This window comes from Micromonospora marincola (assembly GCF_056150385.1).
In genome coordinates, this window is record NZ_JAXCFT010000019.1 from 78,938 (window position 1) to 100,487 (window position 21,550).

Annotated in this window: 14 protein-coding genes and 1 pseudogene; 5 read left to right on the forward strand and 10 right to left on the reverse strand. The window is 71.2% G+C overall.

Annotated features, from left to right (window positions below):
* Nucleotides 1-681, reverse strand: coding sequence for a hemerythrin domain-containing protein (locus SM450_RS26850; RefSeq protein WP_474622562.1), 681 nt, complete (start codon nt 679-681; stop codon nt 1-3).
* A 294-nt stretch (nt 682-975) separates the two neighbouring features.
* Here SM450_RS26850 and SM450_RS26855 point away from each other — a divergent pair, with 294 nt between their 5' ends.
* Nucleotides 976-3,315, forward strand: coding sequence for a lysylphosphatidylglycerol synthase domain-containing protein (locus SM450_RS26855; RefSeq protein ID WP_474622563.1), 2,340 nt, complete (start codon nt 976-978; stop codon nt 3,313-3,315).
* A gap of 44 nt (nt 3,316-3,359) precedes the next feature.
* Here SM450_RS26855 and SM450_RS26860 read toward each other — a convergent pair whose 3' ends face one another.
* Both SM450_RS26860 and SM450_RS26865 read right to left on the reverse strand, forming a co-directional pair.
* The gene (locus SM450_RS26860; protein ID WP_474622564.1) at nt 3,360-5,540 is read right to left on the reverse strand and encodes a hypothetical protein; all 2,181 of its coding nucleotides are present in this window, start codon (nt 5,538-5,540) and stop codon (nt 3,360-3,362) included.
* Between the two features lie 144 nt (nt 5,541-5,684).
* On the reverse strand, nt 5,685-7,184 hold the full coding sequence (locus tag SM450_RS26865; protein ID WP_474622565.1) for a phosphoesterase: 1,500 nt from the start codon (nt 7,182-7,184) through the stop codon (nt 5,685-5,687).
* Between the two features lie 324 nt (nt 7,185-7,508).
* On the opposite strand from SM450_RS26865, the gene SM450_RS26870 reads away from it, so the two are divergent.
* On the forward strand, nt 7,509-9,752 hold the full coding sequence (locus tag SM450_RS26870; RefSeq protein WP_474622566.1) for a HelD family protein: 2,244 nt from the start codon (nt 7,509-7,511) through the stop codon (nt 9,750-9,752).
* A 15-nt stretch (nt 9,753-9,767) separates the two neighbouring features.
* Here SM450_RS26870 and SM450_RS26875 read toward each other — a convergent pair whose 3' ends face one another.
* From SM450_RS26875 to SM450_RS26885, 3 genes and pseudogenes are all read right to left on the reverse strand, one after another.
* Entirely contained in the window at nt 9,768-11,222 is a 1,455-nt protein-coding gene (locus tag SM450_RS26875; RefSeq protein WP_474622567.1) for a family 43 glycosylhydrolase, read from the reverse strand.
* A 121-nt stretch (nt 11,223-11,343) separates the two neighbouring features.
* Nucleotides 11,344-11,529 (reverse strand): annotated as a pseudogene (locus SM450_RS26880) (RidA family protein); the annotation flags it as partial.
* A 64-nt stretch (nt 11,530-11,593) separates the two neighbouring features.
* On the reverse strand, nt 11,594-12,085 hold the full coding sequence (locus tag SM450_RS26885; RefSeq protein ID WP_474622568.1) for a hypothetical protein: 492 nt from the start codon (nt 12,083-12,085) through the stop codon (nt 11,594-11,596).
* Between the two features lie 185 nt (nt 12,086-12,270).
* On the opposite strand from SM450_RS26885, the gene SM450_RS26890 reads away from it, so the two are divergent.
* Complete coding sequence (locus SM450_RS26890) at nt 12,271-13,728, forward strand: SDR family NAD(P)-dependent oxidoreductase (protein ID WP_474622569.1); 1,458 nt, start codon at nt 12,271-12,273, stop codon at nt 13,726-13,728.
* 106 nt (nt 13,729-13,834) lie between these two features.
* On the opposite strand, the gene SM450_RS26895 is transcribed toward SM450_RS26890, so the two are convergent.
* The 4 genes from SM450_RS26895 to SM450_RS26910 all read right to left on the reverse strand — a co-directional run bounded on the left by SM450_RS26895 (nt 13,835) and on the right by SM450_RS26910 (nt 19,011).
* Nucleotides 13,835-14,416 (reverse strand): TetR/AcrR family transcriptional regulator, encoded by a 582-nt coding sequence (locus tag SM450_RS26895; protein ID WP_474622570.1) that lies wholly within the window; start codon nt 14,414-14,416, stop codon nt 13,835-13,837.
* Nucleotides 14,417-14,471: 55 nt separating this feature from the next.
* Nucleotides 14,472-15,026, reverse strand: a complete 555-nt coding sequence (locus SM450_RS26900) for a PH domain-containing protein (protein WP_474622571.1) — start codon at nt 15,024-15,026, stop codon at nt 14,472-14,474.
* Nucleotides 15,027-15,054: 28 nt separating this feature from the next.
* Complete coding sequence (locus tag SM450_RS26905; protein ID WP_474622572.1) at nt 15,055-17,451, reverse strand: PEP/pyruvate-binding domain-containing protein; 2,397 nt, start codon at nt 17,449-17,451, stop codon at nt 15,055-15,057.
* A gap of 546 nt (nt 17,452-17,997) precedes the next feature.
* Entirely contained in the window at nt 17,998-19,011 is a 1,014-nt protein-coding gene (locus SM450_RS26910) for a LacI family DNA-binding transcriptional regulator (RefSeq protein WP_474622573.1), read from the reverse strand.
* Between the two features lie 267 nt (nt 19,012-19,278).
* On the opposite strand from SM450_RS26910, the gene SM450_RS26915 reads away from it, so the two are divergent.
* Nucleotides 19,279-20,550, forward strand: coding sequence for an ABC transporter substrate-binding protein (locus SM450_RS26915; protein WP_474622574.1), 1,272 nt, complete (start codon nt 19,279-19,281; stop codon nt 20,548-20,550).
* Nucleotides 20,551-20,614: 64 nt separating this feature from the next.
* Nucleotides 20,615-21,547: a carbohydrate ABC transporter permease gene (locus SM450_RS26920; RefSeq protein ID WP_030500465.1), complete on the forward strand. Its 933-nt coding sequence runs from the start codon at nt 20,615-20,617 to the stop codon at nt 21,545-21,547.
* The last annotated feature ends 3 nt before the right edge of the window (nt 21,548-21,550 follow it).

Below are 21,550 nucleotides of genomic sequence, written 5' to 3' on the forward strand. Positions count from 1 at the left end.
TCACCCGCCGAAGACCCGCGCCTCCCGGCGACGGAAGCCCGGTCGCAACGCCGCGAGCGTCAGCCGCAGCACCGGTCCCGCGGTCCGCTTCAGCTCGGCCAACTCCTCCGGCTGCGCGTACCGCTCGATCCGGGGCAGTTCGAAACGCAGCGCGCCACCCTTGCGCACCGCCCGCTCCACCGCGTTCCAGTCCGCCACGCTCACGTATCGCCGGATCACCGGGAAGACCAGTCGCTCCTCCTCCTCGATGTGCTCGTCCAGGAGGTCACGCAGGTGGGCCAGGACCGTGGCGAGCCGACCCGCGGCGACCCGCGCCCGCTCACCCCCCGCGGCGCCGGAGGCGAACACGGCGACCAGGTCGTCCACGGCCGCGCGTGCCTCGTCCAGCACCGGATCCAGTGACGCGTGGTCGTCGCTGAGCTCCCGCAGGTCGATCTCGTCCGAGGCGGAGCGCTCCAGCACCGGCCAGAGGACCTCGTCCTCCATCCGGTGGTGATGGTGGATGCCGTCGCAGAGCAGCCGGACGTACGTCCGCAGGGCCCCCGCCCGGCGGCGGTCGTACCTGATCTGGCCGGCGGCCACGCGGTCCGCCAGGTCGGCCAGCCGCCGCGTGTCGGCCCGCATGGTGCGGTGGTTGATCCGGAAGCCGACGAGGTTCGGCCCGGTCTCGGATCCGGTCATGCTCATGTTCTCCTCCAGCCGCCTCGGTCGGCGGCCCGCTCGGTGCGATCTCGTGCCCCGAGTCTCCGGCCCCACGCATGGCGCCCACTTGGCGCCGACTTGGTCGTGCTCCCGCTCCGGCTGCGCCTCGGCACGCCGCCGCCCCTTCCGGAGCGGGCACCGGTGGCCGGGAACGGAACCCGGGCCGCCCGAACGGGTTGACCGGCGACGAAGAAGGCCATCAGGTGGCCCGGTGATCCGTAGGGTTCGGGTCGGCAGCAGGCAGAGCGCCGGATGAGGGGCGGCCGAGGACCGGTGGGAGCGCGCACGCATCGCCCGTCGCCGGCGTTGCTTGTCAGCCTGACCGTCTCGACCGGCCTGCTGGCGGCGCTGAGCGCGGCCATCCGGAGCGGTCGGGTGCCGCCCTGGGAGCGGGACCTGTTCGCCCTGCTCAATCACCTTCCCGCCGGGCTGACTCCGGTCCTGGTCCTGATCATGCAGCTCGGCTCGTACCCCGCGGTGTTCGTCGCCGCCGCGGCAGCCGTCGTCGCCCGCCGGATCAACGCCGCGTGGGGTCTCCTGCTGGCCGGGAACCTGGCGTACTGGCTCGCGGTCGTCGTCAAGGCCGCGGTCGCCCGGCAGCGGCCGGCGGCGCTGCTCACCGACGTGGTCCTGCGCGAGACGATCACCGGGCGGTTCGGATACCCCTCGGGACACGTCGCGGTCGCCACCGCCCTGGCGCTCGTCGCGGCGCGGGCCGGCGGCGACCGGTGGCGCCGGGCGGCCTGGGTGGTGATCGGGCTGGTCGCCGTCGCGCGGATCCACGTCGGGGCGCACCTGCCGGTCGACGTGGTCGGCGGCGCCCTCGTCGGCTGGCTCGCGGTGTGTCTGACCCGGCTCGTGTCCGGCGAGGTAGGCCCGCAACTGTCGACGCCCGCCCTGCGGGCCGCGCTCGGCCGACGCGGGATCGAGGTGGCGCGGCTCGCGCCGATCCACGGCGACGCCCGCGGGTCGCAGCCGTGGCAGGCGGTCACCACCGACGGGCGTCGACTGTTCGTCAAGGTGACCGGCGGTGAGCAACGCGACGCGGACTGGATCTACAAGCTCTACCGACGGGTACGCTACCGCCACGTGGCGGACGCGCCGCCGTACCTGAGCGCCGGGCAGCAGAGCGAGCACGAGACCTGCCTGACGCTGCTGGCCGAACGCGCCGGCGTCCGGGTGCCGGCGGTCGTCACCACCGCCGCCATGCCCGGCGGTGACGCCGTCCTGGTGCAGGAGTTCGTCGACGCCGTCCCGCTGCACGCCGCCGTCGGGCCGGTCCCGATCGCCGCCGTGCGCGACGCCTGGGACCAGGTGGCGCGCCTGCACCGGGCGGGCATCGCGCACCGTGACCTGCGCGCCGCGAACCTGCTCGTCGGCCGGGACCGCGCCCACCTGGTGGACCTGGGCTTCGGCGCCGACGACGCCACGGCCGAGCAGCGGGCCCGCGACGTCGTCGAGCTGATGGTCGCCCTGTCCACACGGGCCGAGCCGGCAAGCGTGGTCGCCGCCGCGATCGACGGCCTGGGGGCGGCTGCGGTGGCGGACAGCGTGCCCTTCCTGCAGCCCGCGGTGCTCTCCCGCGCCGGCCGTAGCGCCGCACGCGGCCACCCCGGCATGCTGGCCCACCTGCACCGGGAGATCCTGCGGCGCTGCCCCGACCGGGACCGCCCGGCGGCGAAGGTGGTCCGGATCAGCCGCCGTTCGGTCCTGGAACTGCTGGTGCTGGGGTTGATCGTGCACCTGCTGCTCCCCCAGCTCGGTGAGGTACGCACCGCGGCGCGTCTCATCGTGCACGCCAACCCGGTCACGGTCGCCGCGGCACTGCTCGCCTCCGCTCTCACCTACCTGCTCAGCGGCATCGTGCTCCGGCTGGCCGCGGCCAGGCGGGTCCCGCTGGGCGAGGCGACCCTGGTGCAGGTCGCCGCGTCGTTCGCCAACCGGCTGGCTCCCGGCAGCCTCGGCGGCGCGGCCCTCAGCCTGCGGTACCTGCACCAGAAGAAGCTCGCCGCCGCCGACGCGGGCACCACCGTGGCCGTCTCCCGCACGGCGGGCGTGTTGTCGGTCGTGCTGCTCCTACCGGTGCTGCTGCCGTTCGCCCGTCAACCCGCCCGCATCCTCACCCACGCCGCGACCAGGGCGTTACCGCTGTTGCTCGGCGCTCTGGCCGTTCTCCTCGTCCTGGCGGCCGTGCTCGCCGTACCCCGGATCCGGCGGCGCGGACGCGCGGCGGCCGGCCAGGTCGTGGCCGCGCTGCGCGTCCTGACCCGCCAGCACGGCCTGCGGTGGCTCGTCGTGGCGTCGACGGCGCTCACCCTCACCTACGGCCTCTGTCTCTACCTCGCGCTGCTCGCCACCGGCCCGGTCCCCCTCGCACACCTGCCCCCGGTGATCCTGGTCTGCCTCGTCGGTGAGGGTGTCTCGTCCGCCGCGCCCACCCCCGGTGGTCTCGGCGCGACCGAAGCCGCACTCGTCTCCGGCCTGCTGCTCTACGGGATACCGCTGGACGCCGCCGTCGCGGGCACCCTGATCTACCGCGTCGCGACGTTCTGGCTTCCGGTGCCGCCGGGCTATCTCGCTCTCCGGCTCCTGACCCGCCGCCGGCTGCTGTGAACGCTTGCAGGTGCGGGTCCTCGGCAGTGTTTCCCGGAAAACACCTACGGCTTGCTCATCCGTTCGAGGAGGAACCGGACCGCGTCCTGGTATTCGGGTTGGGTGTGGTACGGCCAGTGGCGTTCGACCGGGGGTGGGACGGTGTCCGCGGGCTCCACGGTGACGTTGCGCGGATCCCGCAGGCGCACGTCGACCGTCGCGGCCACCCCCGGCACGCCAGGCACCACGTCGGGGTGTCCGAAGATCGACGCGCCGATCGGGTCGGTGTCGCGCCAGAGATTGCGCCACCGCCAGTCGATCCGCTCGCCGAGATCGCACAGCACCCGTTCGCCGAGGAAGGCGGGGTACAGGCGGGCGTAGATGCGATACAGGGGGCTGCCGTGCGTCAGCAGCGCGACCCGGGGCAGAGCCTCGGGCGGCAGTTGCAGGACGGTGGCGGCGGCCAGCACGGAGCCGTGGCTGTGCCCCGAGATCACCACCGGCCCCCGGGCGGCGAGCGCGCACACCCGGCGGGTCAACTCGGGCACGGCGCGGGCCGCGTAGCAGGGCGGCGCGAACGGGTGCACCGTACGTGGCCAGAACGTGCCCAGGTCCCACAGCACACCGACGAGCCGGCGGGTCTCCGGCGACCGGTACGCCCGGTAGCCCAGGATCAGCAGTCCGACGACGAGGAGGCTGATGATCCAGATACCGATGTCGGTGACGTAGGCGGTGAGCACGGCGAGGACGTCATGCCGCCGGTTGAGGCGTGCGGCGAGCTGGGTGGGTCCGGTCCCGACGAGATCGAGCGCGACTGTGGCGAGACCGAGCGAGGACACCACGAAGAACGCGACGAGCGTCGGCCCGAGTTCCTCGGTGACGAAGGAGCTGGCGATCGTCTCGCGGACCGCGTCGAGCCGGGGCGCCGCCGAGGCGGGCGCGTCCGGAAAGTCCCGCTCGACCACGCGCCGCGCGTACGCCCGGCGGCGGCGTCGGGCGGCCGGCAGGGTGACGGCGACCGCGGCGGTGACGACAAGCAACGCGGCGAGCCCGGCGAGCGCGGCCCACCAGTACGCCACCGGCGGCTCCAGCGGGCCCAGCGCGGGCGGGCTGGGCCGGATCGGATCAGGAATGCGGCCCCGGTCGAGCTGGTCCGCGGTCCGGAACACAAGCGTGGTGGTGTACGCGGACGCGACTGTCACCGACATCGCCGCCACGAGCGGTGTGCCGAGTCCGCGGAGCAGTGCGCGCGCGCCGGCCGGCCGGGTGCGCTGCCGGACGAGGGTCACGGCGGCGATCAGGACCAGCAGCAGCCCCTGCGCCGCGAACAGGCCGGCGACGGCACCCTCGTACCCGGGCATCTGCCCGACCACCACGGCAACCTCCCGCAGGGACGCGGCATACCCCAGGCTCGACACGGTGGCCACCGCGACGAAGATCCACAGCAGGCGTCGCAACGGTCCGGCCCACGCCGAGGGGACCGTCGCCAGCAGCAGCGCGGCGCAGAACGCCACGAGTCCGGCGGCAAGGCCGAAGAATCCGACGGCGACGCCGTTCCACCGGCCGTGCGACACCGCGACGACCAGGCTGACATCGACCGTGCCGGCGCCCAGGCCGACGTGGATCTGCCGCAGCCATGAGGTCATCCGCTCGTCGTGCCAGATGCCGGGCGCGGCAAGACTCCCGGTCGACTCCAGGAACCGCTCGCGCGGCGGCGCCGTGCCGAAGCCCTCGAAGGCGCGTGCCGATCGCGACCCGACGGCCCAGAACACACGCAACGCCAGCAGCGGCACCAACGCCAGCACCGCCAGGCGCGGGCCCATCGGCAACGCGACGAGCCACGACAGGTACGGCCGCCCGTCCCGACACTCCGGGTGTGGCACGCACTGCCAGCCGGGCAGATTCATCGTGACCCCGACCAGCGCCAGCGTGATCGCCATGGTCAGCGAGCCGGCGAGCAGGCGACACAACCCGCCGAGCAGGCCGAACCGGTCCGCCAGCGTGGGACGGAGCCATACCGCGAGGTTACCCAGCATGAACGGCAACAACAGCAGCATCGACGCCGTCCGCACCGCCACCCCGGCGGTCAGGGCCCCCCACCGGTACGCCTCCACCACCACGCCGGGGGTGGCGCCGCCCGCCGTGCCGAGCCCCTCCCGGACCCGGTAGAAGCCGGCGTGCCGGTTCCCCGCCACCCGCACCACGATCGGATGGTCGACGATCGTCTCCGCCGAGGCACCGGACACACCATGAACACGCAGCTCAACAGCCTCGTCACCGCGCGCCGCCACCACGATGACAGCCTCACAAAGACGTTCCCTGTCCCGCTGCCGAAATGCCGGAAACAGCGTCGCGCCGTGGTCCGGCGCGCACGGAGTCGCCCGGCGCGATCAGCGGACGTGGACGAAGACCGGGTTCGAGTAGAACCACAGGTCCTCCCACGGGCTCTCCAGCCCGTCGGCGAGCGGCTCGGCCTCGTCGGTGCTGGTGCCCCGCACCCGGGCGTACAGGTCCCTGTCCACGTCCCGCAGGGTGTGGCGGATGACGTGGTCGGCGCCCTGCCGGCGCCAGTCGCGGGGACCGAAACGGGCGACGACGCCTGTGGTGGGATTGGTGTCGGCGTCCGGGTCGGGGTTCGGGCCGGTGATCCGGCCGACGATCAGGTCGACGCGGCGGACCTCGGGACGGTCGCCGTTGGCGTTGCGGCCGTGCAGCGGCCGGAACCGGATCTCGATCTCGACGTCGCGGCGCTGGCGGCGGCTGACCGTGATGGTCTGCCCGGTCTCGGCCGTGCGGCCCTGGGACCGGGCGGTGAGGTCGAGGCCGGTGACGAGGTCGCCGGTGGTGACCCAGATCCGCCCGTTGCGCAGGCCGTCCATGATGTCGCCGTAGTCCTGCCGGGCCAGCACGTAGGTCTTGCTGTACTCGCCGGGCCAGAAGTCGGAGCCGCCGCGGGTCCAGTGCACGTGCGAGTCGGAGGTGGCGGTGATCCACCAACGGCGCCCCTCGCCGAGCAGGGAGTCCCACAGCCCACCGACCCGGGCGGTCATCTGGTCGTAGCCGCCGTAGGTCGGATGGTTGCCGTACCCGCCACGGCTGCCGCCGTTGAGCGGCCCGGCCTGGTGTCCGGGGGCGCCTTCGAAGCCGACGTACACCTCGGGCGCGACGTTGTGGCCGTTGCGGAACTCCCGCGGGGTGTCCTGGCCGTAGACGCCGAGACCGGTGGCCGACCGCGAGGTGTGGTGGGCGATCACCAGCGGCTTGAGCGGCATGCCGCGGGCCACCTTGAGGAACTCGACCATCTTGGCCTCGGTGTCGCGGCCCGGGTCGGCCGGGAACGGGTCCCGCTTGGCGAAGCGGCTCTCCAGCTCGAAGAGCATCTTCGCCTCGTCGTCGTGGCGCGGGATCATCAGGGTGTGGTGGTCCAGCGCCGGCGCGTCGAACTCCATGCCCCAGAACTGCAACACCTCCGGCACCAGCCTGCGGGACCGCAGCAGATCGGGGTACGCCTGCTCAAGGTTGACCTTCGAGTGGGTGGGACCGCCGTGGTCGGTGCACATCGCCCAGCTCAGGCCGAAGTTCTTCGCCATGATCGCGTTGGTGACGATGGGATACACCGCGTCGGCGCCCTTGTGGAACGTCGGCGGGTTCGTCGAGGTGTCGAACTCGCCGCTGTACTCGGAGTGGACGTGGTGGTCACCGGCCCGCCACGCCCGATTGCGATTCCCGCCCCGCTGGGCCTCCGCGCTCCTGTTCTCCCGGGCCGCCGCGGGCTCGCCGCCGACAAGTGGGCCGGCGGCGGCGAGCGTCGCGCCGACGCCCGCGTACTTGACCAACTGCCGCCGGGACACCTGCGGTCGGTCGGCGTTGTCCCTGTCCCTGTCCGTCACGAGCACTCCTCGGTTCCGTCCGTCTCACGTCCTGCGGTGAGCCTTGAGGAGCCGTCTGAACTGCGGCTGCATGATCGGCGGGCAGCAGATGAACAGCGGACCGAGACCGGCCGGATTCGAACATCCGCAGATCAGATGAAGACCGCAACCGCAATAGGCAGATCGGACTCGGGCGAGGCCACAAATGACCGGCGACTGCAATAAATGGAGATTCCCCTCTCTGCCGACGAATTTCCTGGGCGACGGGGGAAACCGAATCTATGCTTGCCGCCGAATGCGCTGCGGCCTATCCGGGCCGAGCGGACGCCCGTAAAGGATTTGCGAATGCGCCGGAAGTCTGCCCTGCCCGACGACGTCGCGAGCGTCGACGAGACCACACCGGACGGCGAGCCGCCGGCCCCGACCGCGGCGGGCGTCGCGCGCCGGTCGGCGATCGACGAGGAACAGGCGTTCCTCGACCTGGCCGCGGCCCGGCGCGACAGACTCGCCGACCACCTGGCGGCCGAGCTTTCGGCAGACGCCCCGGACGCGTTGGCACGAGCCCGGCAGCGCATGCTCCGCCAGCGGCACGAAGAGCTACGGCGAGCACGGGACGGGCTGGTTTTCGGCCGCCTCGACGCCCTTGACGGCACCGTGCGACACATCGGCCGGATCGGTCTCCGCACCGACCGCGAGGACGGTGAGCCGCTGCTTGTCGATTGGCGCGCGCCCGCAGCTCGGCCGTTCTACACCGCGACCGCTGTCGACCCACAGGGCCAGGCGCGGCGCCGTCACATCCGCACGACGGGACCGGCAGTCGTCGGCGTGGACGACGAGCCACTGGACGGGACCACGACGACGGAACTCGTCGGCGAAGGCGCTCTGCTGGCCGCCCTCGACAAGCGGCGCACCGGCCGCATGTCGACGGCGATCGCCACGCTGCAACGCGAACAGGACGACATCATCCGGGCCGAGGCGACCGGTCCGCTCATCGTTCAGGGCGGTCCCGGCACCGGCAAGACAGTGGTTGCCCTGCACCGCGTCGCCTACCTGCTGTTCGCCCACCCGACGATGGCCGAACAGGCCGTCCTGGTCCTCGGCCCGTCGTCGCGGTTCCTCGACTACATCGCCCAGGTGCTACCCGCGCTCGGTGAGACCGCCGTCGTCTCGGCGACCTGCGACACCCTGCTGCCCCCGATTCGCGTGAGCCGCGACGAGAGCCGGCTCCTCGCCGAGATCAAGGGCCGCGCCCTCTGGCAACCCGCGCTCGAAAGCTACGTCACGTCGCTGCTCCCCCGGCCCCGCGAGCTGAAGCTGCGCTGGGAGGGCGAGTTCTTCGTCATCACGGCCGAAGCGGTGGCGCAGGCGCTCGCCTCCGCGGTGCCGGGGCGCCCGTACCACCGCGCCCGCGCGGCGTTCGCCGAGCAGGTGCACCGCCTCCTCGCCGACGTCGTCGTCGAGCAGCGCGAGGCGCTGATGAACGAGATGGAGGAGGGCTTCGAGGACATCCTCGCCCGCGTCGACCGGAGCATGCGGCACGACCACCGCTCCGGCCGGACGCCGACCGGAAGTGACATCGACGGACTGCTCTCCGAGGAGGAGATCGACCACCTCCGTGAGCGGATCGCCGCGAACGCCGCCATCGCCCGGTTCATCGAGGCATGGTGGCCCACCCTCGACGCCGGAACCCTGCTTGGTGATCTCCTGACCGACCGCACGATGCTGGCCCGGTTCGCCCCGCAACTGTCCCCGGCGGAGGTCGCCGCCGTCTCGGCCGAGCCCACCGGATGGGCATCGAGCGACATCCCCCTGCTCGACACCCTCGCCGACCTGCTCGGCGAGGTCGACGCCCCGCAACCGCAGGGCGAGTTCGTCGCCGACCGCGCTCGCCGGCAGCGCGGATGGGTGTACGGCCACGTCGTCATCGACGAGGCGCAGGAGCTGTCCGAGATGCAGTGGCACATGGTCCTCCGGCGCTGTCCCAGTCGATCCATCACCGCCGTCGGCGACATCGACCAGGCGGAGGCAGCGCACCGGCACACCAGTTGGGCGCAAGCGGTGCACGCTGTTCTCGGAGACCGCTGGACCGCCGCGGAACTGACCATCTGCTACCGGACCCCACGAGAGGTCATGGATCTCACCGAACCGGTCCTGGCGAAGGCGGGCAGCCGCAACACGCCACCACGGGCGGTACGCTCCTCCGGCATCGCCCCCTGGCAACTCACGATCACGCCCGCCGAGCTCGCCGACGCCGCCGCCCGAGCCGTGCGACAGCTACGGCAACGGTGGCACGGCGGCACGGTCGGCGTCATCGCCCCCGCGGACCGCGTCGCCGAACTCCTGGCCGTGCTGCGTGATGTGCCGGTGCTCACCGCGACCCAGGCCAAGGGACTGGAGTGGGACGCGACGCTCCTCGTCGACCCTCGGGGCATCGCCGCGGAGCCACGCGGCTGGAACGGCCTCTACGTCGCGCTGACCCGATGCACCCAGGAACTCGGGCAGTTGATACTCGCGCACCAGTCGTCACGTACCGGGGCACCACGGCCACTACTCGAGGTGGAACGTGGCCGAGGCGCGGTCGGCGCTTGAGGCGACGGTGAGGGATCAGTAGACGTAGGGCCAGGCGGCGGCGTCGTAGCCGATGCGGTTGACGCCGAGCAGCGACGCGCCGTTGTCGGCGTAGTAGTGGTAGAACAGCACGTCACCGTCGGTGTCGGCGAGGACCGCCTGGTGGCCGGGTCCGTGCACGCTCCCGTGCGAGGCCAGGATCTGGGTGCCGCCGCTGGAGAGCATGTCCCGGCCGGCGCGGTCGACGAACGGCCCGGTCGGGCTCGCCGAGCGACCGACCATGACCCGGTAGGTGCTGGCGGCGCCCTGGCAGCAACGGTCGAACGAGACGTACAGGTAGTACCACGAGCCGCGCTTGACCAGGACCGGCGCTTCGATGCCGGGGCCGTAGGCGGCGAGGCTGTGCATGGCGCTGCCGAGCCGGCGGCCGGTGGCCGGGTCGATCTGGATCATCTTGATGCCGGACCAGAACGAGCCGAAGCTGAGCCACAGGCGGCCCTGGTCGTCGACTGTGAGATTCGGGTCGATGGCGTTGAAGGTGTCCGAGGTCCGCGATTCGATGACCAGCCCGTCGTTGGTCCAACTCCCGGAGGCGCCGGTGGCGCTGGTGGCCAGGAAGATCGCCGAGCGGTTGGACCCGAAGGTCGACGCCGAGTAGTACAGGTGGTAGCGCCCGTTTCGGTAGGACAGATCGGGCGCCCAGAGGTTACGCGCGCCGCCGGTGTAGGTGGTGGTCCACGGTGCGCCTCCGGGGAAGACGGCGCCCGCGTTGCGGTAGGTGACCCGGTCGGTGGAGGTCTTCAGGGCGATGTTGTCACCGGTGTGCGCGACGAGGTAGGTGCCGTCGGGTCGTTTGACCACGGTCGGGTCGTGGACGCCGATGTCCCCGGAGACCGTCATGGGCTGCGGGTAGGCCGGCGCCGGGGTGCTCGGCGTGCCGCCACCCAGGCGGATCAGCTGCCACTGCTGGTTGGCCCCGTCGAGATCGGAGTAGCCGGCCAACCGGCCGCCGTCGGCCGTCGACCACTCCCACACGTCGATGACCTTGCTCCACTGGCGGTTCACGAACCGCACGAACCCACCCGCGGAATCCTGCAACCGGAACTGCTGGGTCGGCGAGGACCGGTCGGTGCTCTGCACCAGTTGGGTGCCGTCGCCGCCGCCGGGCAACTCCAGCACCTTCCCGCTGTGCCGCGACCGGACCTTGTAGAACCCACCACCGGCATCGACGAACTGCCACTGCTGCACCGCGAGGTCATTACGTGTCCACTGGTTGACAGGCGCGTTCTCCGCCGTCGACCAGTCGTACAGGTCCATCGCCTTGCCACTGTGCCGGTTCACGAACACGTACGACGCCGACGTGTCCACAGTCGCCGCCGAGGCGGACGGCACCCCGTACGCCACCCCCGCGCTCAGCAGCAGGCCCACCGCGCCCAGCACCGCCACGACCCGCCGACCCCGCGACCGCGACGCCCGACCCGTCCCTGCCATGGAAACCTCCTGCGACCTCGTCAGCTCGCGTGGCCGAACAGCCCTCGGCGGTGGTTACACACCGGTTAACGAATGTTCACGTTAACATCGAAGCTTGTCAAGGCGTGAGCGCGCGGGCACGTCAGGGGGTCGTGCGGCGACGCCCCAACGCCGGGATCTCGATGAGCAGGTGCGGGTGCGGCAGTTGGTGCACGGCGACCGTGGTGCGGGTCGGGCCGGTCTCGTCGAGGTATTCGGCGTAGACCTCGTGGTAGCCGCCGAAGCCGTTCATGTCGACCAGGTAGGTGGTGACCTGGACCAGGAACGGCCTGCCGCAGTGGGCCTACATGAAGGACGCCGCGTTGCAGTACCGCGGCTGCGCCCAGCCGGCCTCAGTCCCAGGCCGTGACCTCGTCCGCGACGAGCGCACGCCTACCCTCGAAGGCACGGTACGGTCCGGAGGCACCGAGCCGGAATCGACCGTCGAGGTCGCGATGGGCAAACTCGACCACGGTCCCGCGCACGGTCACCAACTGCGGCGGCTCCGGCGCCGGCGAGCCCGTCGACAACACGAGCAACGTGCCTTCGGTCAGGTCCACGTCGCGTACGACGAACGCGGTGTCGGTGATGACCCGTTCGACGGTGGCCGTCACGGTCAGCCGCTCACCCACCTCGGCCCGCGCGACCGTCCCCAGCCGGACGGTGGACGTCGGCTCGGGGCTGGGCTGCGGCGCGGCCGGTCGGCTCGCGCAACCGGCCACGAGCAGAACCGCCACCGGCACCGCCACCAGTGCCCGGCGCGTACGGTGCCGCCGCCTGTCCATCAATGGTTCCCCCTCCGCCTCGCCGCGCAGGTAGGAACGTTCCCCGGCATGTGACGGCATCAGCGCGGGACCATGACGATCACGTGACGATCGAGGCGCTCGCGATGCGCCCGCATTCGACTCCACCGCGCGGCCGGCGAACAGACGCGGGATGCGTCCGAGGCCGTGCGGTGCGTACAGTTCCGGGTCGGAGTTGAGGTGGGCCGGGTAGGTCCGGCGCAGGGAACGGGACGAGACAGCGACGCATGACGGCGGACAAAATTACCGAAACCGGTCAGAACGGCATTGACCGCGGGCTGCTGGAGACCTGTCTCAGCGTCTTCGAGGCGTTGGAGGACCTGCCTCCCGATCACCCCGACGTGGTGCGGGTGCAACGGGCCACCGCGAAGCTCTACAAGGTGATCAAGCAGCGGCGACGCGAGGAACGGCGGGATGCCATCGCGGCGGCCGACCGCGCGGTGACGGCGGCCACCGCCACCGGCGCCCCGGGCCGGATCGACGACGAGACCCAGGGCATCCCGCTCGCCTCCCCCACCGCCGGCGCCACGGCCGGCTTCCTGCACAATCCGCGCGGCTGCTACATCTGCAAGCAGCGCTACCGCGAGGTGGACGCCTTCTACCATCAGCTCTGCCCGCCCTGCGCCGCGCTCAACCGGGAGCGCCGGAACGCCCGCACCGACCTGACCGGCCGGCGCGCGCTGCTCACCGGCGGCCGAGCCAAGATCGGCATGTACATCGCGCTACGGCTGCTGCGCGACGGCGCGCACACCACGGTGACCACGCGGTTTCCCCATGACGCGGTCCGCCGATTCGCCGCGATGCCGGACAGCGGGGACTGGCTGCACCGCCTGCGAATCGTCGGGATCGACCTGCGCGACCCCGCCCAGGTCATCGCCCTCGCCGACTCGGTAAGCGCCCAGGGACCACTCGACATCCTGATCAACAATGCGGCGCAGACCGTCCGCCGCACGCCCGGGGCGTACGCGCAACTCGTCGCCGCGGAGGCGGCGGCCCTGCCGGACGGCCCCTTGCCGGAGCTGATCACGTTCGCCAAACCCACCGGCCAGGGCGACCCGGCGGGCCGTATCGCCCCGCCGCAGCCGGCCACGATCACCCCGCAGGCGCTCACCGCGTTGGCGCTGACCGGCGGCTCCGCCTCGCCGGAACGGATCGCGGCAGCCAGCGCCATCGACGCCGGCGGCCTGGTGCCGGACCTCGACCCGGTCAACAGTTGGGTGCAGCGGGTGCACGAGGTGGACCCGGTCGAGCTGCTCGAAGTGCAGCTGTGCAACGTGACCGCGCCGTTCGTGCTGGTCAGCCGACTGCGACCGGCGATGGCCGCAGCGACCGCCCGCCGGAAGTACGTGGTGAACGTGTCGGCGATGGAGGGCCAGTTCGCCCGCGGCTACAAGGGGCCGGGGCACCCGCACACCAACATGGCCAAGGCCGCGCTGAACATGCTCACCCGAACCAGCGCCCAGGAAATGCTTGCCGACGGCATCCTCATGACAAGCGTCGACACCGGCTGGATCACCGACGAGCGGCCCCACCCGACGAAGATGCGGCTGGCGGACGCCGGCTTCCACGCCCCGCTGGACCTGGTCGACGGCGCGGCCCGGGTCTACGACCCGATCGTTCGCGGCGAACAGGGCGAAGACCTGTACGGCTGCTTCCTGAAGGACTACGCGCCCTGCGCCTGGTGATCACAGCGCGCCCAGGCCGAACCGGCCGCCCGACACCGACCTGGCGCTCGCCGCCGGACGACGCGCCACTCCTCTTCGCCACGATGACCGGCCGGCGGACAGCCGGTCAGGCGTGCACCGGGGAGCCGAAGACCAGGTCGAGGTGAGCATCCAGCGCCACCAACGCCTGCTCGCTGGTGTACTGCCCACCGAGGAGGTAGACGCCCAATCCTTCCATAAGCGCCAGCAGGCCGGCCGCGACATCGGCGGCGTTGCTGACCGGCAGCATGCTGGCGATGAACCCGGTCATCTGCTCGGTGCCCTCGCGCAGTCCGGTCGCGGCCCGCGGCCGTACCGCGGTGTAGGCGAGGAAGGCCAGCGCCACCCGTCCGTCGTCGCGGGTCCGCTCGTCGAGCGGTAGCAGGGCGACGATCATCGTGCGAAGCACCTGCCGAGCGGAGGGGTTCCCGCCCAGGCGGGCCAACGCCTCGGTCACCCGGACCTGGCTGCGCTCGCGGACCACCGCCAGGGCGAACGTCATCATCTCGTCCTTGGTGCGGAAGTAGTGCTGGACCATCCCGGCGGACACGCCCGCCTGCGCCGCGACGTGACGAAGGCTCACGGCCTCCAGGCCCTGCTCGGCGGCGACTCGCATCAGCGCGTCAGCGATGAGGGTGCGTCGCTGACGGTGGTCGACCTTCTTGGGCATGGCCTCGATCGTTTCACAGTGGGTTACTCGGGCAGCCCGCCCGGGCGGCAGGCGGTCACCGGGCGACGCCTCCGGTCACGGGCGTGCCTCGTGCGCTGCGCAGAAGCCCGTCGGGGTCGTCCGCGTACAGCCGCAACTCGTCCATCGGCTCGGACCGGCCCTTGGGCAGGTCGAATGCCGTCGGTTGGCGCCGCAGGGCCTCGACATCCGTCCACGGGATCCAGATGTCGACGCTCGAATTCAGCCGGACCCGAAGGCCCCTGTCGCCGACGACGTGTGGGTTGATCCGCATGCTCGCGTAGAGGCCGGTCATCCAGAGCAGGCCCCAGACCCCGAGGACGAGCACGATCCAGCGGGCCGGCTCCCAGGGCACCACGTTGGCGACGACCAGGTCGAAGATCGGGATCTCCACGACCGACAGGCCGATGAAGATGCCCAGGATCGGTTTCACCACGCCCAGGTAGCCGAACGGCTCGTCGCCCGGCGCCAGCGGCAGCGGCCTGCGCCGCGCCCACACGTACAGGCTGCGCCACATCGCGGCCTCCATCGCGGCGGCCCTGCGCAGCAGCAGGCCCGCCTTCGCCCCGGCCGGGGTCTTCATGTCGGTCATGGTCGTCCTCGCGGTGCTGGTCGGGCGATCAGTGAACGGTAACGGTCCCGGCACCGCCGTCGACGGTGACGAGTTGACCATTGGAGATCGTTTGGGTGGCGTCGGGTACGCAGATGACGGCGGGGATGCCGTACTCACGGGCGACGGTCGGGCCGTGGGCCATGATCGCTCCGGTCTCGGTGACCAGGGCCGCGGCGGTGAGGAACAGCGGGGTCCAGCCGGGATCGGTGGTCGCGGCGACCAGGACCTCGCCGGGCTCGACGCGGGCGGTGCCCGGATCGTGGACGACTCGCGCGGGGCCGGTCGCCCGCCCTGCCGACGCGCCCACGCCGGTCCGGGTGCCGCCGAGGGCTGGTGCCGCCGGTAATACGGTCTCGACGTCGGTGCCGTCGGAGAGCAGCGCCACCGGCACGGCCCTACGGCGCAGTTCCCTGCGGTGCACCGCCCTGCGGGAGGCGACCGTCGGCCGGTGATCGATGCTCCCGTGCACCGCGCCGGGCAACTCGTCGAGCGTCAGGAACATGATGTCGTCGGGCTGCTCCAGGAGCCCCGCCCCCTGCAACTCGGCGCCGATGAGTAGCAGCTGCCGGCGCCTTTCCCGCAACGGGTACAGCCCTGCGAACTTGCCGGCCTCGCGCAGGCCGGCCAACAGACGGGCTCGGCGCAGCAGGAACCCGGCGATCGTGCCCCGCAGCGGCCGTCGACGGCGAGCCCGCCCGACCAGCTCCTCCAGAGTGGCCTCCGCCGTGGCGGCAGCCCGTCGGAAGCGCTGGTCCGGTCCCTGTTGCGGGTCGGTGATCCGCAGGTAGTTGGCGATCGCCGCGAAGACCGGGGTGGGATCCTCCGCCCAGCGCGGTACGCCGAGGTCGACCTCGGCGACGCCGCGGTGACCGTAGGCGGCCAGGAAGTCGACCATCCCGACGTCGGGTAGCGTGCCGTCCAGATATCGGGCGGTCAGTTCGTACGGCGGGGTGTCGAGCAGCAACCGACGGTGGTCGGCCGCCCTCTGGGCGAGCCGCCAGAGCGCGAGATTCATCTCGATGGTCACGTTGTGCGGCATCCCAGCCAGCACGGTGTGGATCTCATCCTGGCTCGCAATGCCCCTGAGCAGCGAAGCCGGCAACGCGCTGGCGAGCATCCCGGCGACGATCGGCCACATGATCGCGTCGGCGTCGTCCGCAGAGTCCTGCGCCTGGAGGAAACGTAGCCTGTCGGCGGCGCTGCGCAGGTCGGCGGGGGCCGCCGAACGCACCTTGAGCTCCTCGATCGCTCGGAACATCCGGGTCCGCGCGGCCTCGGGACCGGCCAGCGCACGGAGGATCCCCACCACCGCGCGGGCCGCCGTCCGCAGTGCCGGCCCCGGAGCACCACGCCCCGCGCCCCCCTCGGTCGGCGCGAACCGCGGGTCCGTCAGGACATGCTGCAACACCGTCTGCGCCCGCGGGCCGAAGTCCACCGCCATGAGCTTGACGAGCCGCTTGCGGGACGACCTGCTCCGGACCAGATCGGTCAGGTCACCGTAGAGGCGACCGCCGATGTCGACGATCTCGACCCGCACGCCGAGCGCGGCGAGCATCCCGGCGATCTGCGACCGCAGGGACGACATGCCCATCGGGGTGACCGGCTGCAGCATCCCCTGGACATGGCCGAACTCCACATAGACCCGAGGGGACGGCTTCCCGGTTTCCGGAGGGAGGGGGAAGAGGCTGGTGACCGGCCGGGACTGCAGCAACCACAGCACACCGTCCGCGTCGAACGCCCACTCCACGTCCTGCGGGCAGCCGAAGTGACCCTGCAGTCGTTCGCCCGCCGCCCGCAGCTCCGCCAGGTGCGCCGACGTCAGACAGCCCGCTTCCGCTCGGGTCACCCCGTCCAGGACGTAGTGATCCACCACCGCCGCCCCGTCCACCACAGTCGTGCCGAGGCCCGGCGCAGCGTCGACCGCCATCTCGTCGCGCCTGCCGGTCAGCGGGTTCGCGGTGAACAGCACTCCGGACACCGAGGGAACGACCATCCGCTGCACGACGACCGCCATCCACACCGTTTGATGGCCGACCTGGTGGGCATCGCGGTAGGCGGTGGCACGGACGCTGTGCAACGAATCCCGACACTTCGCGATCGCGGCGATCAACCCGGCGACGCCGACGACGTTCAGAACGGTGTCCTGCTGCCCGGCGAAGCTTGCCTCAGGCAGATCCTCCGCGGTGGCGCTCGAGCGCACCGCCACCGGACCCGCACCGAGTCGCTCGTACGCGGCCACGATCTCCGCCTGCGGCATGACGCCGAGACGGTGCGCCTCGGCGGTGACGCAGAACCCCTCGGGAACCCGCTCACCCCGGCGGATCAGCTCGCCCAGTCCGGCCGCCTTGCCACCCACCAGGTCGACCGTGTCGACGGCGGCCCCGGACAGCGGAATCACGTACATCGGGCCTCTTCCTCGTTGCAATACAACCGCATTGCATTGAACGGTACCCGGTTGGCAATACGATCGCAATGCCAACCGGGCGCCCGGAGGATCGGGGCAGCGCGCGCTGCGCCACTCCCCCGAGTCGTTCCGGTCCGGCCGTGACACGGCCGTCACGCCGAGGTCGAGTGACGGTCATCGACATGCCGGTCGCCCTGGCACCCGCCCGGCAGACCTGGACCACCTGGGGGAACCCTGGAACCTGAGGTGCTGGCGCTCGCCGGGAGCGCCGCCGCCACCGTCGTGCGGTTGCTGACGACGGACGCGTGGGAAAGCGGTAAGCAGGCGGTCGGTGGATTGTGGCGTCGGGTCGGACCGGACCGGCCGCAGGCGGTGGAGGCCGCGCTGGTGCGGACCCGCGCCGAGGTTCTGACGGCCCGCGACGCCGGCGATCCCGACGCTCGAGGCAGGCCCGGTTGCGGGGTCGGTGACAGCGGCTCCGGCGACAGCGACCGCGAGCAGCAGCACGATCCAGAGCGGGACGGCGCCGACGTCGCGCGGTTCGGGTCAGGTGGTGCCGCGGACGACGAGCGTCGTCGGCAACACGGTCGGCTTGGGCGGGTCGTCGCCGCCGTGCAGCATGGCGACCAGCGCCTCGGCGGCGGCCGTGCCGAAGCCGGGCTTGTTCTGGGCGACGGTGCTGAGCCCGGGCGGGATCAGCGCGGCCACCTCGATGTCGTCGAAGCCGACAATCGCAATGTCGTCGGGGATCCGTAGGCCGGCCGCCTGGGCCGCCCGCATCGCGCCGACAGCCATCTCGTCACCGGCGACGAACACTGCGGTAGGGCGGTCGTCGAGGGCGAGCAGCCGGTCCATCGCGGCGTGACCGCCGTCGAGATAGAAGTCTCCCTCGATGACGTGGCCGTCGACGAGCGGCAGGCCGGCCCCGGCCAGCGCGGCCCGGAAGCCGACGAGCCGTTCGGCTCCCGGCCAGGTTCGCAGCGGGCCGGTGATGGTGGCGATGCGCCGGTGGCCGCGTTCGACGAGGTGACGCACGGCGAGCGCCGCGCCGCCGGCATTGTCCGAGGTGATGTAGGTCGACGTCGGGCCGTCGACCCGCAGGTCGAGAGCGACGCACGGCACCTGGGCCTCGACGAGGGCGAGCACAGCCGGGTCCCGGGTGCCGTTGTCGATGATGACCGCGCCGTCGAGGTTGTGCTGGCGGACGGCGCGCACGTATCGCTGCCCGTCGTCGGGCCCCGCCGCGTCATGGCCGGCGAGCATGAGCAGGTTCAGCCCGTGCGCGCTGAGCGCCGTCTTGAGCGCGACGAGGATCTCCTGCAGGAACGGGTGGCGCCATCCAGGACGGCGATGGTCGGTGTCCCACACCAGGCCCACCATGTTGGATTTCTTCGTGGCGAGCGTCCGTGCGGACCCGTTCGGCAGGTAGCCGATCTCGGCGGCCAGGTCGAGGATGCGCTGGCGGGTGTGCTGGCTGACGACCTCGGGGGTGTTGAAGACGCGGGACACGGTGGCGACGGACACGCCGGAGCGGCGCGCCAACTCCCTGATTGTGGTCAATGTGGTGCCTTCTCTGTAACCGGTTTCACGACCGTAGCGTCAGCCATGTCCGCCGGTCAAGCCGCATCGACTGTTATCGTTTCGTAACTTGACACCCCCTAGCCGAAACCGTTCACACTTCCCAGGAAAGGCGCTCGCCGGCGGTCGCCCGTAACTCGGCCGACATCCGATCTTCATCCAACTCCACCCACCCCCACCACCATCGCTTCGCCGACAATGTAACCGGTTTCAGGTAACCGGTTACATCGCACGAAAGGGTTCCCTGGCATGCACCCAAACCGACTGTTGCGACTGGCGGCGGCCACCCTGGCCGCCGGAGTACTGCTGACCGCGTGTGGCACCGGCACCGAGGGAGGCTCCGGCGGCGGCAACGAAAAGATCACCCTGAACGTCAACCTGTTCGGCAACTTCGGGTACCAGGACCTGTACGCCGAGTACCAGAAGTCGCACCCGAACATCACGATCCAGGAGCACACGGCCGCCTACAACGACCATCATCGCGACCTGATCACCCACCTGGCCACCGGCTCCGGCGCGGGCGACATCGAGGGCGTCGACACGGGCTTCATCGCGCAGATGCGCGAGCGGGGCAACCTCTTCGTCGACCTGGGCAAGGACCGCCAGTCCGAGTACCTCGACTGGAAGTGGGCGGCGTCGCTGGCCAAGGACGGCAAGCAGATCGGGTACGGCACCGACGTCGGCGGCCTGGCCATCTGCTATCGGCGTGACCTGTTCGAGAAGGCCGGCATGCCGTTCGACCGCGACCAGGTGTCGGCCGCCTGGGGCAGCGGCTGGGACAAGTACATCGAGTTCGGCAAGCAGTACGCGGCGAAGGCCCCGGCCGGCAGCGCCTTCTTCGATGGCGGAGGCCAACTGTTCAACGCCATCATCGGCCAGGCCCCGGTCGGGTACTACAACGAGGACAACGGCATCGTCGTGGGCACCAACCCCGATGTCCGCAAGGCCTGGGACCTGACGGTGACGGCGATCCAGAGCAGCCTGTCGGCCAGGCTGATCGGCAGCTCACAGGAGTGGAACAACGGCTTCGCGAAGGACCAGTTCGCCACGATCGCGTGCCCGGCCTGGATGATGGCCAAGATCAAGGACCAGGCGAAGCACGCCGCCGGCAAGTGGGACGTGGCGAGCGTCCCGGGCGGCGGCGGCAACTGGGGCGGCTCATACCTCACCGTTCCCAAGCAGGGCAAGCACATCGAGGAGGCCAAGAAGCTCGCGGCGTGGCTGACCGCCCCGGAACAGCAGGCCAAGGTGTTCACCGCGCGGGGCAACCTGCCGTCCATCCCGGCTCTGTACGACAAGCCCGACATTGCCCAGTACAAGGACGCCTTCTTCAACAACGCACCGGTGGGCCAGCTCTTCACCACTGCGGCGAAGCAGCTCAAGCCCCAGTACCAGGGCCCGCGAGCCGGAGACGTGCAGACCACCATCCGCGACGCCCTCGTCCGCATCGAACAGGGCAAGCAAAGCTCCGACGAGTCCTGGAAGCAGATGGTCAGCGACGTCGAGCGCCTCGCCAAGTAACTCGACCCGCGCCGCCGGCGGTCGCCCCTGACCGCCGGCGGCGCCCGGCGACGAAGGATCGACGATGGCCACCTACCTCCACCAGGCCCGCCGGGCCGGCCTGAGCCGGCTCGACACCAAGGGCTCGCCCTACCTCTACATCCTGCCGTTCTTCCTGCTGTTCGGCGCGTTCGGGCTGTTCCCGCTGCTGTACACGGCGTACGTCTCGTTCAATGACTGGGACCTGCTCGACTCCGGGTCGCACCGCTGGGTCGGCCTCGCGAACTACCGCGAGATGCTGCAGGACGCGTACTTCTGGAACGCCCTGGGCAACACACTCAGCATCTGGGTGCTGTCCACCGTGCCGCAACTGCTCGCCGCGCTCTGGATCGCCCACCTGCTCAACCATCGGCTGCGGGCCCGCACCGCGCTACGGATGGGCGTGCTGCTGCCCAACGTCACCTCGATCGTGGCAGTGACGATCGTCTTCACCCAGCTTTTCGGCCGCGACTTCGGCATGGTCAACTGGGCGCTCGGCCTCGTCGGCATCGGCCCGATCGACTGGCAGGCCAACACCTGGAGCTCCCACCTGGCCATCTCGTTCATCGTCGCCTGGCGGTGGACCGGCTACAACGCCCTCATCTACCTCGCCTCGATGCAGGCGATTCCGCACCACCTGTACGAGGCCGCCGACCTCGACGGGGCGTCGCAGGCTCAGCAGTTCAGGCGGATCACCGTCCCGATGCTGCGGCCGACGATCATCTTCACCACGGTGATCTCGACGATCGGCGGCCTGCAGATCATGGCCGAACCCCTGCTGTTCGCCAGCTCCCAGACGCCCACCGGCGGCTCCGACCGGCAGTTCCAGACCGTCGCCCTGTTCATGTACGAGCAGGGGTTCCGGGAGTTCCGCTTCGGCTACGCCTCGGCGGTCGCCTGGACGCTCTGTCTGGTCATCGCCATCTTCGCGATCATCAACTTCCTGCTCACCCGGCGCATCGCCAAGGACGAGGACTGAGGA